Source organism: Saccharomonospora amisosensis (assembly GCF_011761185.1).
In the GTDB taxonomy this organism is placed as follows: Bacteria; Actinomycetota; Actinomycetes; order Mycobacteriales; family Pseudonocardiaceae; genus Saccharomonospora_A; species Saccharomonospora_A amisosensis.
On sequence record NZ_JAAOYM010000001.1, the window covers coordinates 3321530 to 3335108 of the forward strand.

The window sequence follows — 13579 nt, forward strand, 5'->3', positions numbered from 1 at the left end:
AGTGAACGAGGTTCAGACAGCAGTCTGTCACTCGCATAGACACTTGTCTAGGCTCGTGGTCGAATAGGGTGTGGCCATGTCAAAGCACAGTTCCGCGGGCGGTACCCGGGTGGTACGCAGGGTGCTCTCCAGCAACCAGGCGGCCACCCGGGACAAGCTCATCGACGCGGCGATCGAGGTCGCCACCGAAAGCGGTTACGAGGGCGCGGGCGTTCGGGAGGTCGCGGCCCGTGCCGGAGTGTCGCCCGCCACCGCCTACCAGCACGTCAGCTCCAAGGACCAGTTGCTGATCGAGGCGCTGCTCGCGCTCGGTGACCGCGTCACCGAGAACGTGCGTGCCCGGCAGCCCTCCAGCAGCGATCCCGCGGGGCGGTTGATGGAGGTGTTCGCACGCATCATGCGGCAGGCGGCCCAGAAACCGCTGCTGTACCAGGCTCTCTTCCGGGCCTACGTCGGCGGCTATCCCGCGGTGGCGGGATCTGACGACTCGATCGGCTTCGGACCCGAACGTGCCGCGTGGATCGGGGCCGCACTGCGGGCGGGCGGCAGCGGTGGGTACGGCGACGCCGAGATCGACTCCGCAGCCCGGGTGCTGAGCACGATGTTCCTCGGCGCGATCGTCGGCGTCGCCGCGGGCCGTGACGCCGACGAGGTGACCGACATCCTGCGCGAGGCGGTTCACCGCCTGCTTCCGGACAGGACTTGACGGAACGAGGCTGCCGTAGCCACTCCACCCACTCCTCGCGGTTACCCGTCATCCACCACCTGGTGTTCCATGCTGTCGCGCACGCGGTGGCGCTCCACCTTGCCGGTGGCGTTGCGCGGCAGCGGCCGGGTCGTCAGCAGCCATCGCGTCGGTACCTTGTAGCGGGCCAGCCGTTCCGCCACGAACGCCGACAGCTCGGCCTGCCGCGCGGCGCCGGGTTCGGTTAGTACCACCACAGCCGCGACTACCTCCCCGAGGTCGGCGTGCGGCAGGCCGAGCACCACGCTCTCGGCGACGCAGGGATGCTCGGCGAGCGCGTTCTCGATCTCCACCGGGTAGACGTTCTCACCGCCGCGCAGGATGAGGTCCGCACGCCTGCTGCTGATCCGGAGGTGGCCGTCGGCGAGCATGCCGAGATCGCCGGTGCGCAGCCAGCCGTCCGGCCCGATCGCGGCAGCGGTGGCCTCCGGGTTGTTCCAGTAACCGAGCATCACCTGCGCGCCCCGCACGCAGATCTCGCCCTCCACGCCGTCGGGAACACGGTTGCCCTTCGCGTCGCGGATCTCGACGTCCACATTGATCACCGGCGTACCCACCGAGTCCGGATACCGTGCGAGGTCGGCGGCGGTGGCCAGCGTCGCAGCCGTGGACGTCTCGGTGAGCCCGTATGTGGTGCCCAGCGACGGCGCGGCGTGCGGCAACAACTCGCGCACCCTTTCCATCAGTGCGGGCGAGGACGGCGCGGAGTTCAGTGACAACGCGGTGAGGCTGGACAGGTCGTAACCGGAAAGGTCGCCGTGCTCGATCAGCCGGTTCGCCATCGTGGGCACCGCACCCCAGTTGGTGACGCGCTCCCGTTCTATCAGCCGCAGCACCCGCTCTGCCTCGAACCGTCCGGTGTAGATCACCGCGGTTTCGCCCGTCACGAGCCGGGGCACCGCCAGGTTGTGCAGCCCCGCGATGTGGAACAGCGGCGTGACGAGCAGGAAGCGACGGCGTGCCGGTGGCCTGCCGAGCGCCTCGGCGAGCGCGTCGTTGAACAGGTGGTAGTCGCAGGCGGCCAGCACATTGCGGTGGGAGTGAACCGCGCCCTTCGGGCGGCCGGTCGTGCCCGAGGTGTACAGGATCACCGCGGGGTCGTCCTCCGCGATGTCGCAGTCGGGCAGTTCCGCGTCGGGGGTTTGTGACGCCAGCGCAGGAATGTCGGTCTCCACCGAGAGCACGGTCGCGTCGGTCTGGCCGAGCAGTTCCCGCCGCCTGGCGTCCGCGACGATCACCGATGGCGTACTGTCGGCGAGCCCATATCCGATCTCGCGCGCCGACCACAACGAGTTCATGCCCACGGTGATCGCGCCGAGGGTGGTGGCCGCCCAGAACGTCGTGATCCATTCCGCGTTGTTCGCGGACAGGATGGCGACCCGGTCACCCTTGCCGATGTGATACCGCGCGCGCAATGCCAGTGCCAGCGAGGCCACACTCGCGTGGTGCTCGTCGAAGGTCCACCGGCCTTCCTCACAGACCAGGTATTCCGTGTCGCCGTGCCGCCTGGCGGTCAGCAGCAATTCACGCAGCGAACGCGGGCGACTACGAAAGACCCGCATCCGCCTGCCGAGCACCTCCTCCTCGACGACCTCGAAGCGACCGCCCGGTGCGGTCAGCGACGCCACCGCGGCATCGCGAGCCTTCCCCGGGTCAGCAGCGTTGCCGTTCATAAGTTCCCGCATCGAGGAGCGGCACGCGCTCGCTCACATCCGCTCGATGATGGCGCCGGTGGCCAGCGCACCGCCCGCACAGATGGCGATCAGAGCCGTCTGCTTGTCCCGCCGCTCCAGTTCGTCCAGAGCGGTGGCGATCAACCGGATACCGGTGGAACCGACGGGGTGGCCGACGGCGATCGCTCCGCCGTTGACGTTGAGCAGGTCCGGGTCGACGTCGTGCACCTGGCGCATCGACATCGGCACCGACGCGAACGCCTCGTTGACCTCGACCAGATCGATGTCGCCGATCTTCATGCCCGTGCGGTCCAGCACGCGTTGCGTGGCACGGACGGGCCCGTCGAGGTGGTAGTACGGCTCCGCGCCGACGAGGCACTGCGCCAGGATGCGCCCCCGCGGGCGAAGACCGAGTTCCTTGGCCCGGTCGGCGTCGGCCACCATCGCCACGCTTGCTCCGTCGGAGACCTGCGAGGATGTTCCGGCGGTGTGCAGGCCGTCGGGCAGTACCGGCTTGAGCCCGGCAAGCGCGTCCATGCTCGTGTCGCGCAACCCCTGGTCGCGCGTGACGCGGACGGGATCACCACCGTCGGGTGGGGCAGCCGTCACCGGGATGATCTGCCGATCGAGCCGCCCTTCGTCCCAGGCCTGCCTGGCCAGCCGCTGTGAACGCACCCCGAAGGCGTCCAGATCCTCGCGGCTGAATCCGCGTCGCGCGGCGATCCGGTCGGCGGCCCCGAACTGGTTGGGCATGTCGATGTCCCAGGAGTCGGGCTTGGGCATGCCGGCCTCGCCGCCCACGTTGGCGCCGAGCGGCACCCTGGACATCATCTCCACACCACAGGCCATGCCGACCTCGATCGCGTCGGTGGCGATCAGTCCGGCGACCAAGTGCACGGCGTGCTGGGCGGAGCCGCACTGCGAATCGATGGTGACCGCGCCGGTCTCCTCCGGGAGTCCGGCGTGTAGCCACGCGGTACGTGTGACGTTGCTCGCCTGCTCCCCCGCCTGCGTGACGCAGCCTCCGATGATCTGTTCCACGGCACCGGGATCGACATCCAGCCGCTGCAGCAGGCCGCGCTGCACCATGCCGAGCAGTTCGGCGGGATGCAGGCCGGAAAGCCAACCCCCTCGCTTTCCGAACGGCGTGCGAGCGGCGTCGACAATGACCGGGGTTCCCATGGCGTACTCCTGCGCTCAACGCCGGCCGGGTTCGTGCGGCCGGACACCTGCGGATCGGGGCGGTCGAACGGTACCGCTCCAACAACCAAGCAAGTGCTAGGTTTCCAACATGTGCCCGGCAAGTCAAGGTTGGAGTCGCGGTGAGTGAACTCGACTTCGCATCCCGACAGGGTGCGGCCGCCGACGCGGGCGAGTTGCGCGTGACCCCTGGCGCGGTCACCGGACTCGTCGACCGGCTGGCCAAACCGGGTTCGCACGCAGGGAACCGGACAGTGGTGACCGTCGCCGCATCCTCATCGTGCCCTCGGCCGAGGAGCTGGGCACCCAGCTCGCGGGCGCGTCCCGGCGGCATACGGGCCGCCGTCCAGGAACTGCTCGACGGCTACGAACCACCGCAGCAGGAAGCCATCGCCACGTTCCTGACGGGCCTGACCGACATCCTGCGGGAGCAGACCGCCCGCCTCACGGCAGCTGAGGGCGAGTGAACCTACCCGCCCTTAGCTCTCGACCTGACCCAGGATCTCCGCGGCCGCCCTGCGGCCGGACTCCACGGCGCCGTCCACGTAGCCTGCCCACCTGGTCGCCGTCTCGGTACCGGCCCAGTGCAGCGGGCCCACGGGCCCCCGCAGCCACTGGCCGAACCGCGTGAGCGTCATCGGCGTGGCGAACGCGCCGTAGCAGCCGCGCGTGTACTCCTCCGCCGCCCAGTCCCGCTCCACGTAATGCGCGGGCCGGAGGGCGTCCGGCCCGAAGTAGGCGGCCAGATCGTCCAGCACCGCCTCCCGCCTTGCCTCGGCGTCCATACGGGCAGCCACCTGGGCATGGCGTGCCTCAAGGAAGCCGACCAGCACGGCCGGGCCACCGTCGGGCCGGCCACCGTCGAACACGGTGCCGAGCATGCGCCGGTCGCTGTTGGCCTGCCCGGAAAGGCCCCGCTGCCGCCAGAACGGCTCGTCGTAGACAGCGTTGACCTTGATGGTCCACCCCATCGGCATGCGCTGCAGCAACTGTGCACGCTCGGCGGGCAGTTCCGGCTCGAACCGGAGCCGGGCGGCCAGCGGCGGCGGCACCGCTACCACCACCTGCTTGGCCCGCCACTGCCGCCTGCCCGCACGGACCCGAGCCCCGTCGTCGGTCCAGCGAATCTCGGTCACCGGTGCCGAGAGCACGACGCGCTCACCGAGTTCGGCGGCCATCGCGGTGGCGACACCCTGCATGCCACCGGTGACCCGATCCTGCTGCGCACCACCTGTGGTGTTGATGAGCGAATCGATTCCGCCGCCGGAGTGCAGGTAGAACTGTGCCCACAGCGCCGAGATCTCCTCCGGGTCGGCACACCACACCGCCTCGGTGACCAGCCGGAAGAACGCCCTGCCGGTGGCGGTGCGCACGTTGCGGCGCAGCCAGGTGGCCAGCGTCTGCCCGTCGGTACGCGCGGCGCCCTGTGCCAGCCAGGGTGACTCCAGCGGCACCCGGCGCGCCGCCCGGTCGAGCCGCGCCTGCGCCTGCGCGATGTCGGCGAGCACCAGCGGGTTCAGCCTCGGTACCCGGCCCCGGTACCGAAGCGTGCGACCACCGAGCTCGGCCACCTTCAGCCCGGTGTCGTAGGTCGGGTAGGTGTCGAGCCCCAACTCGTCCAGCAGGCGCCGTAGCCGGTCCTGGCCAGGGCCGATCCACTGGCCGCCGACCTCGACGAACTGCTCGGTGCCGGGCAGGCGCGCGTTCAGCACGCGGCCACCGACCCGGTCACGCGCTTCGGCGACCACGACGTCCTTGCCTGCCGCCACCAACTCGCGGGCCGCGGTCAGCCCCGCGATGCCCGCACCCACGATCACGACATCCGGCACCGTTCACCCACCTCGTTCCCACGGCAACGCCGGTACCACTATGCCGTATCCCGCCTCGCGGACCCCGCCACCTCCGCGCGAACTCAGTTGAGCAGCCCCACCGCCCACATAAGCATGATCAACACGATCCAGATCACCAGCGCGACCAGGACGCGCAGCCACAACCGTTTCAGCACCGATCACATTCCGAGGTTGTCGAGCACGAGCAGCACCGAGAGGAAGCCGAAGAACAGGAAGGAGATCCCGAGCACGGCAAGCCGCACACCGCTGATGCGCAACGGTTTCGGCAACGCCTTCCGGTTCAGCAACATGAGCAGTCCGGAGTAGATGAACATCTGCACGCCCGCGATGGACGAGGAGATCACCACGAGCAGGAACGGCTGGTCCACACCGGACATCAGGATCACCGAGCCGACCAGGATCATCAACCACACGAACGCCGCGTAGATCTTGCTCTCCGACCAGAACTGGCTGTCCTTGAGCGCGTTCACCTTGAGCTGGTCGGCCACGAGCCTGCAGGTGTAGTCGATGATGCCAAGGTTGGTCGAGAACAGCGCCACGGTGGCGGCCGCCCAGAACGCCGTGCCGAACCACGGTGCCACGCTGTCCTGCAGTGCCTGGCCCTCAACTCGCAGGAAGTCCAGATCCTGGGCCCCCACTTCGCCTACCGGCAGCGTCGAGTAGGCCAGCACCGACAGGATCACCAGTGAAAGCACACCGATCACGAAGAAGGTGATGAACTGCTCGATGTTCGCGACCTTCCACCAGCCGCGCCAGCGGCGCATGTTCTCCTCATCGGTCGGGAACATGTAACCGATCGAGGGTCGCGCCTCCTCGTGCCCGGTGATGGGCGAGACGATCCTGGGCATCCGCAGGCCCATTCCCATGCCCTTGTCCCGGATGTAGTTGCTCTGCACGAGGTTGTTCGCGCCACCGGCACCCGCGAACGCCAGCGCGCCGAGCAGCAGCGCGATGCTCAGGCTTTCGTGGCCGAGCGGGAAACCCATGTCCCCGACGCCCTCGGTGACCAGGGCGCTCCACGCCTCGCCGGTCGTGGCAACCGGGATCGCGACCACCACGAACAGCATGATCAGCCCGACCAGCACACCCTGGATCTTCTCGACCCACTGGTAGACCACCGGCGAGAGTGTCAGCGTGATACCGATCGCGATCAGCGCGGCGATCGTCATCGGGACGACCGGAGCATCCTCGCCCAGGCCGAGCGCGAACGACGCCGTCGTCGACGCACCCGTGGCCCACCCCGGCCAGAAGTTCTGCAACAGCGCGAAGACGATGAACAGCCACCACCACGGCTTCCACAGCCGGGCGAAGCCGGTGATCGCCGATTCGCCTGTGGCCAGCGTGTAGCGCTCGATCTCCATGTTCAGGAAGAACTGGATACCGAACCCCACGACGGCCGCCCACATGAAGACGAATCCGATCTGGGACGTGATGTAGGGCCACAGCACCGCCTCGCCGGAACCGATCGCGGTCGCGAGGATGATGACGCTCGCCCCGGTGATCCTGCGCAATGGCACGGGTTCCGGAAGATCCCGGAACTCCACTGCTGGCAGGTACTTGCTCGGAAGTGTCGTTTGGTCTCGCCCGGGACCAGTCTTCTCCGCCATACGGCTGCCTCATCTCGCCGTCGAGATTCACTTTGAGCCGGGAGCGCAAGCGCCCCGATAGAGTGACGGTCGTCACCCAGTGGTGTCAATAGCGATCTTGACTGACTTGCCCGGTAACCCGAACGGTGGTCTAGGCCGATCGAGTCACCCAGGCGGGGCCGGCAGCGTTGGCTCGCAGGGTCGGTTCACTGTCCTTGTCACTGTCCTTGTCACTGTCCTTGTCACTGTCCTTGTCACTGCCCTTTCACTTCGTGCCGGTACCGACGTTGATTCTGGTGTGCAGCACCGCCTCGGGCGCTCCACCGGAGCGTTCGCGAAGCACGCCATCCAGTACCCGCAGCACGTCGGCACGTTGCTGTTCGGTCAGGTCGGCGACCAGCCGGGCGCCGATCGGATTGCTGGAGGTCACCACGTTCCACAGCCGAGCGCCGGACTCGACCGTCAGCCGCCAGGTGATGGTTCGCACGGAAACGTCGCGCAGCCCGGCAGCGACCAACCGACGACGCAGCACACCGGGTCGCGCCAGCTGGAACGGCGGTGGTGGCGGGTCCGTCGGCAGACCGGCGAAGTCGGGCACCACCGCGCGGATCGCGCTGACGAAGAAGCCGAGGAACTCGGCCTCCCGCAGGTCGCCGAACGCGGAGACCAAGACCGTGCCGCCCGGCCGCGTCACGCGCGCCAGCTCAGCGAGCCCGGCGTCGACATCATCGAACAGCGACACCCCGTGCTGCGAGACGGCCACGTCGAAGCTGTCGTCGGGCAGATCGAGCGACTGCCCATCCATGATGGCGGTGTCGATACCCGTGACGCCCTCCGCTCGCGCACGCGCGGTGAGCCTTTCGAGCATCTCCTTGGAGATGTCGACGGCGAGCACCCGCGCGCCGCGCCGGGCGGCGGGCAGGCTCAGTGCACCGCTGCCCGAGGCGACGTCCAGCAGCCGGGTTCCCGGACCGACGCCGAGCGTACGGATGATGTCCTCGCCGTGGCGGGCGTTCTCGGGGGTGACGTAGCGATCGTAGCCGGACGCGATCCAGTCCCACGCGTCCCGCTGTGTCGTACGCGTCTGCGGTGTAGTTCGTGTAGTCATCTGTCGTTCTCCTTCCGGTACGGATTCCACGATCGTCGCTCGCCGGATGCGGGGTCCACATCGGTCGCGCCAACCAAATCCGCACCGAAGCGGGATGGGCAATTCTGTGTAGGCGCGGCCTATGCGAGGTCGTGACGGAAGGCGTAGGCGGTGGCCGCCGCGCGGGAGGACACCTCGAGCTTGCCGAAGATGTTGGCCAGGTGCCTGGCCACGGTCTTCTCGCTGAGCACCAGCGAGCGCGCGATCTCGGCGTTGGTCGCGCCGGTGGCGACCAGCCGCAGCACCTCCAGCTCACGCCTGGTCAGCGGGCCCCGCTCTCGCCTGGAGAGCTCGCGCACCCGCGCCAGCGCGGGTGCGGCACCCACTTGCTCGAATACCCGGCGGGCCGCGTCCAGCTCCAGCTCCGCGCTGTCGTGGTCGGCCAGTTGCCGGTACGCCTGCGCCATCCGCAACCGAACCCAGGCGGCCTCGTAGGGCAGATCGAGCCGCTGCCACGCGGGCCAGGTTCGCCGAAGTTCCGCGCAGGCCGCGGCCGGGTCGCCCGCACAAAGCGACACCGAGCCGCGCGCGTAACCCACCACGGCTCGCAGGTACGGCATGTCGAAGGCCCCAGCAATGTCGGCGAGCTCGGCCGCGGCGGACCTGGCAGAGGAAACCTCCCCAGCCGCGAGCATGATGTCGACGTGGGCGAGCAGCACCCTCGCGCGCTCCGCGGTGCCGCGTGCCTCCTCGACCGCCGTGCGGATCGCCGCGAGCGCGTCGCTTGTGCGGCCCTGCGCCAGCCGCAACAGCGCCAACCCCGGCTGCACCGAGTGGCCGGATGCGCTGGCCCTGCGGTAGCTGCGCTCGGCCTCGTCGAACTCGCCGCGTAGCCGCAGCAGCTCGCCCAGCTGGTAGTAGGCCATTCCGAGTGCCGGGTCGCCCGGCGGGTCGGCCAGCCGCTCGCAGGCGCGCCGGACCTCCGCCATGGCCTGCGACCACTCGCCGCGCGCCTGCATTATCTCCGAGCGGTGCACAAGACACTGCCCTCGGTAGGCTTTTAGGTCAGGCTGCTCAGCACACCAGCGGCTCAGCGCGGCCGTCCACTCCCTTGCCCGGCTCAGGTCGAAGATCTTGCGGTAGGTGAGGATCACCGCGCAGTAGATGATTCCCGATGGAATCGCCGACACCTCTTCCGCGGTGACCGCGACCATCGCCTCGTCAAGCAGACCGGTACCGGTGGAGAGTTGCCCGCCGAGGATGAGCGCCTGCCCCCTGCCGAGGTTTCCCAGCGCACGCAGGTCGGGGTCACCGAACCGCTCGGCCGTTCGCACCACCTCGGCGAACGCGGCCTCCGCCGTGGCCTCGTCGCCCCGCTCCAGCGCTTCCAGCCCGGCGGGGATGCCCAGGTAGCCGCACTCCACGCAGTCGCCCGCCTCGCCCGCGAGCCGCCGCGCCCGAGCCAGCCAGCCGCCGCCCCTGGCGTGCTCGCCGCGCTGCAGGAGCGTGACCCCCAACCAGAACGCCGACCGGGCGGCGCCGGCGGGCGCGCCTTGTCCCGCCCAGGCCTGGCTCGCCGATTCCCACGCTGCCGCGGCGGTGGCCTCCTCGCCGGTGAGGAAGGCGGCGACAGCGAGCCGGTCAAGGTCATGAGCGGCCAGCGGCCTGCGATCTCTGGCCGCCGACAGGTGCCTGCGGGCCTCACCCCATGCCCCGCGCAGATAAGCGGTGCGGCCCAGCGCGAGCGGGTCGTCGGGGACCTTGACGGTGAGCTGAACCGCGGGGCGGAAACCGCTGTGCCTTCCACCGGTCACCTCCCCAGTCTCGCGCATCACCGCAAGCCGGGGAAGTGCCGTGGCCGATCGTTTCCGCTGGTCAGGCGTTCACCTTGGCGGGCAGTTCCGCCGCGGGTTCGGAGGGCACCTTGCGGCTGCGCGGCGCACCGGTGCGAGCGTGAGTGGCGTACAGCGTGAGTCCGACGAAAGTCAGGCCGCCGACGAGGTTGCCGACCACGGTGGGGATCTCGTTCCACACGAAGTAGTCGGCGATGGAGAAGTCGCCACCGAGCATGAGACCGGAGGGGAACAGGAACATGTTGACCACCGAGTGCTCGAAGCCCATGTAGAAGAAGACCAGGATGGGCATCCACATCGCGATCACCTTGCCCGACACCGAGGTCGACATCATCGCGGCGACCACCCCGGTGGAGACCATCCAGTTGCACAGCACACCCCGGATGAACAGGGTCAGCATCCCGGCGCCGCCATGCTCGGCGTACCCCACGGTCCGCGACGAACCGATCTCGCCGAGCTTCTGTCCGACCTCGTTGGGGTCCATGGAGAACCCGAACGTCACGATGACCGCCATCATCAGCGCCACGGTGAGCGCACCGGCGAAGTTGCCGACGAACACCAGCCCCCAGTTGCGCAGTACCGAACGAACCCGCACGCCAGGCCGCTTGTCGATCAGCGCGAGCGGCACCAGTGTGAACACGCCGGTGAGCAGGTCGAAGCCCAGCAGGTAGAGCATGCAGAACCCTACGGGGAAGAGCAGCGCGCCGACGAGCGGCTGTCCGGTCTGCACGGTGATGGTCACCGCGAACGCCGCCGCCAGTGCCAGGATCGCACCCGCCATGTACGCACGGATGACGGTGTCACGGGTGGACATGAAGACCTTCGACTCGCCTGCGTCGATCATCTTCGTGGCGAACTCAGACGGATTCAGATATGACATGAAGTAGCTCTTTCGCAGCAGGGGCTGGGGACGTCGGCCTCGAAGGCCCGAGACTCAACCGGGTACGCAACGAAAGTCTCGGTAGCCGAAGTTTCCGGCCTGTGACGGGGCTGCGAGCATCGGGTCACATCGGCCTCACAGTGCGCCCGCGGGCTGCTCGGCTCGTGTTGCGGCGCTGTGACAGGCAGGCGTCGGCCGCGAGAACCCACCGTGCGGATGTGAACTTCTCGTGTCGGCGGCGGCGCGCGGATGGCTTCGCGCCGGGTCGGCGGCGAGTCTGGGGGCACTCACCCGCCCGAAAGGAGCACGCCGATGACCCCGATCATGAGCAAGTCCGACGCGGCCGAGTTGATCGTCGCCGCGCGAACCCGGCGCGGCATCTCCTGGTCGGAGATCGCGGACAAGCTGGGCGCGCCGGTGGTGTGGACTACCGCGGCACTGCTCGGTCAGCACCCGATGACCCAGGAGCAGGCGCGGCAGGTCTGCCAGTTGCTGGGCCTGGACGAGCCGGTCGAGGAAAGCCTGCGGTCGCAGCCCTACCGTGGCGGCGGCAAGGAGGTGCTTTCCGACCCCACGATCTACCGCTTCGTCGAGGCGCTGGCGGTCTACGGGCCCGCGTTGAAGGAACTGATCCACGAGGAGTTCGGCGACGGCATAATGAGCGCGATCAATTTCCGGGTCGACCTCGCCCGCAGGCCTGACCCCGACGGCGACCGGGTGGTCGTCACCTTCGACGGGAAGTTCCTCGACTACAAGTGGTGAGGCCGGGCCGGTGTCGCCGGCCCGGCGCCTTGGCTACGACCCCGCTACCGACAGCAACAGGTCGGCGAGCTCCTTCGGTGCGGTCACCATCGCCTCGTGGCCGGTACCGATGTTGTGCACCGGCCAGTCACGCGACGCGGCCCGCTCGGCGTGCGGCTGGAACGCCCGCATCCAGTCGACGCACTCGATGAACTCGGCGGGAACGCCGCGCTCCGCTCCGCTCAGCCGCAGCGGTTCGGTGTAGGTCAGCCACGGGTGCGGCGTCAGCCGCGGCGTGAGCCATTCCAGGTCCGCCTCCTCACTGACCCCGAGCACGCTCAGTGAGCGCACCGGGATGAGCCAGCCGAACCCCGGCCCGGCCACCGATTCCCGGTAGTGCCCTGCGATGGTCTCCGGCAGCAGGTCGATCGCCGCGTCCGCGTCGTCCCCTACGAACGCGTCGAGATACACCCGCTTGGCCAGCCGTGTTGGAACCCGGTCGGCGACACCGGTGACGACCTGCCCCGCGTAGCTGTGCCCGACCAGCGTGACATCGGTGAGGTCGTATGCCTCCAGCAACGCCACGACGTCCTGAATGTGCGTGCTCAACCCGACCGAGGGGTTGAGCAGGTGCGCACGGTCGCTCACCCCGGTGAGTGTCGGTGTGTGGACCTCGTACCCGGCCGCACGCAGCGTCGGCGCGACGCGCTGCCACACCCAACCGCCGTGCCAGGCGCCGTGAATCAGGACGAAACTGCTCATGCGGGTGCTCCATCGCCGTCGCCGAGGTCCTCGAACAGCGCCAGCGCGGCCGCGGTGTTCGACGCGGGGACATGGTAGGTGTCGTGCACGCGCAGGATCTTGTCGCTCAGCGCGCCGCGCATCACCAGCCACATGATCAGCTCGATGCCCTCGGTGCCCGCCTCCCGGACGTAGTCCTCGCGCGTCAACGCGGCGAGCGCCTCCGGGTCACCCTCCACGGTCTCCAGGAACATCCGGTCGAAGCGCTCGTTGATCAACCCGGCTCGCGCGCCCGCCAACTGGTGCGACATGCCGCCGGTACCGAAGACGGCGACCTTGAGGTCCTGAGGGAACGACCGGATGGCCCGACCGAGTGCCTTGCCGAGCGCGTAGCAGCGCGCCGCGGTGGGCTGCGGGTACTGGATGACGTTGACCAGCACCGGCACCACAGCGCACGGCCACGCCTCACCCGGGTCCGGGTAGGCCACCGAAAGCGGCACCGTCAGCCCGTGGTCGACGTCGAGCTGGTGGATGGTCGTGATGTCGAACGAGGAGTCGACGAGTTCGGTCACCAGGTGCTCGCTCAGCTCGGGCGCACCGGCCACCGGCGGCACCGGCCTGCGGCCCCAGCCCTCGTCTGCGACGGCGTAGGACTCGGCGGTGCCGATCGCGAACGTCGGCACCATGTCGAGGTCGATGGAGTTGGCGTGGTCGTTGTAGACGATCACCGCCACGTCCGGCCTGTGCTCCGCCAGCCACCGCCGCGCGGGCTCGTACCCGTCGAACAGCGGCTTCCAGTAGGGATCCTCGGTCTTGTGGTTGTCCATCGCCGCACCGATCGACGGCACGTGCGAGGTGGCGAGTCCCCAGACGACCCTAGCCAAATTTCCGCCCTCCCGAACGCATGGCCGCGGTGAACTCCTCGGCCGACATCCCGGTGAAGACCCCACCGAGGTACTGCATCGACTTGTTGTCCAACATGGCGAGCTTGAACGTGTAGAAGATCGAGCCGCCGAGTTCGAGCATCGCGGTCCAGTCCCGTTCGAGGACGGCCTTCTTCTGCTCCGGTGTCAACCCGTAGGCGTCGCAGTAGGCGGCTTCGTCCTCGCTGAACCGCCTGCGGTTCTCCTCGTCCTTCAACGAACCGCACAACCGGTTCAGCGCATATCCCCGCCTGCTGGCCCGCAGGTCCAGCACATAGTTGTCACGGGCCTTGGTCATGC

General features: G+C 68.8%; 13 protein-coding genes. 3 read left to right on the forward strand and 10 right to left on the reverse strand.

The annotated features are described in order from the left end of the window. Positions 1–76 precede the first annotated feature (76 nt). Positions 77–706, forward strand: coding sequence for a TetR/AcrR family transcriptional regulator (locus FHU38_RS16125; protein ID WP_167172304.1), 630 nt, complete (start codon positions 77–79; stop codon positions 704–706). 41 nt (positions 707–747) lie between these two features. Here the strand turns inward: FHU38_RS16125 and FHU38_RS16130 are convergent, their stop codons facing one another. Together FHU38_RS16130 and FHU38_RS16135 are read right to left on the reverse strand one after the other, a co-directional pair. Next, positions 748–2430, reverse strand: a complete 1683-nt coding sequence (locus FHU38_RS16130; RefSeq protein ID WP_243852272.1) for a class I adenylate-forming enzyme family protein — start codon at positions 2428–2430, stop codon at positions 748–750. Positions 2431–2451: 21 nt separating this feature from the next. Then, entirely contained in the window at positions 2452–3600 is a 1149-nt protein-coding gene (locus tag FHU38_RS16135; protein WP_167172306.1) for a steroid 3-ketoacyl-CoA thiolase, read from the reverse strand. Between the two features lie 140 nt (positions 3601–3740). Here FHU38_RS16135 and FHU38_RS16140 point away from each other — a divergent pair, with 140 nt between their 5' ends. After that, complete coding sequence (locus FHU38_RS16140; RefSeq protein WP_167172308.1) at positions 3741–4085, forward strand: hypothetical protein; 345 nt, start codon at positions 3741–3743, stop codon at positions 4083–4085. A 12-nt stretch (positions 4086–4097) separates the two neighbouring features. On the opposite strand, the gene FHU38_RS16145 is transcribed toward FHU38_RS16140, so the two are convergent. The 5 genes from FHU38_RS16145 to FHU38_RS16165 form a co-directional block, all read right to left on the reverse strand. Next, complete coding sequence (locus tag FHU38_RS16145; RefSeq protein ID WP_167172310.1) at positions 4098–5447, reverse strand: flavin monoamine oxidase family protein; 1350 nt, start codon at positions 5445–5447, stop codon at positions 4098–4100. A gap of 179 nt (positions 5448–5626) precedes the next feature. Further along, positions 5627–7075, reverse strand: coding sequence for an Nramp family divalent metal transporter (locus tag FHU38_RS16150; RefSeq protein ID WP_167172312.1), 1449 nt, complete (start codon positions 7073–7075; stop codon positions 5627–5629). Positions 7076–7319: 244 nt separating this feature from the next. After that, positions 7320–8162 carry a class I SAM-dependent methyltransferase gene (locus FHU38_RS16155; protein WP_167172314.1) on the reverse strand — a complete coding sequence of 281 codons (843 nt, stop codon included), beginning with the start codon at positions 8160–8162 and terminating at the stop codon, positions 7320–7322. A 119-nt stretch (positions 8163–8281) separates the two neighbouring features. After that, complete coding sequence (locus tag FHU38_RS16160) at positions 8282–9955, reverse strand: LuxR C-terminal-related transcriptional regulator (protein ID WP_313886796.1); 1674 nt, start codon at positions 9953–9955, stop codon at positions 8282–8284. A gap of 61 nt (positions 9956–10016) precedes the next feature. Beyond that, a complete protein-coding gene (locus tag FHU38_RS16165; RefSeq protein WP_167172318.1) occupies positions 10017–10874 on the reverse strand; it encodes a formate/nitrite transporter family protein in 858 nt (285 codons plus the stop codon). 312 nt (positions 10875–11186) lie between these two features. Between FHU38_RS16165 and cynS the strand changes: the two genes are divergently transcribed. Next, complete coding sequence (cynS, locus tag FHU38_RS16170) at positions 11187–11636, forward strand: cyanase (RefSeq protein WP_167172320.1); 450 nt, start codon at positions 11187–11189, stop codon at positions 11634–11636. Positions 11637–11669: 33 nt separating this feature from the next. Here the strand turns inward: cynS and FHU38_RS16175 are convergent, their stop codons facing one another. From FHU38_RS16175 to FHU38_RS16185, 3 genes are read right to left on the reverse strand one after another with little or no spacing between them, the layout of a single operon-like run. Beyond that, entirely contained in the window at positions 11670–12377 is a 708-nt protein-coding gene (locus FHU38_RS16175; RefSeq protein WP_167172322.1) for an alpha/beta fold hydrolase, read from the reverse strand. Next, a complete protein-coding gene (locus FHU38_RS16180) occupies positions 12374–13240 on the reverse strand; it encodes a class III extradiol dioxygenase subunit beta (RefSeq protein ID WP_167172324.1) in 867 nt (288 codons plus the stop codon). Before FHU38_RS16180 ends, FHU38_RS16175 begins: the two co-directional genes overlap by 4 nt. Continuing rightward, complete coding sequence (locus FHU38_RS16185; RefSeq protein ID WP_167172325.1) at positions 13233–13577, reverse strand: protocatechuate 3,4-dioxygenase; 345 nt, start codon at positions 13575–13577, stop codon at positions 13233–13235. Before FHU38_RS16185 ends, FHU38_RS16180 begins: the two co-directional genes overlap by 8 nt. Positions 13578–13579 lie beyond the last annotated feature (2 nt).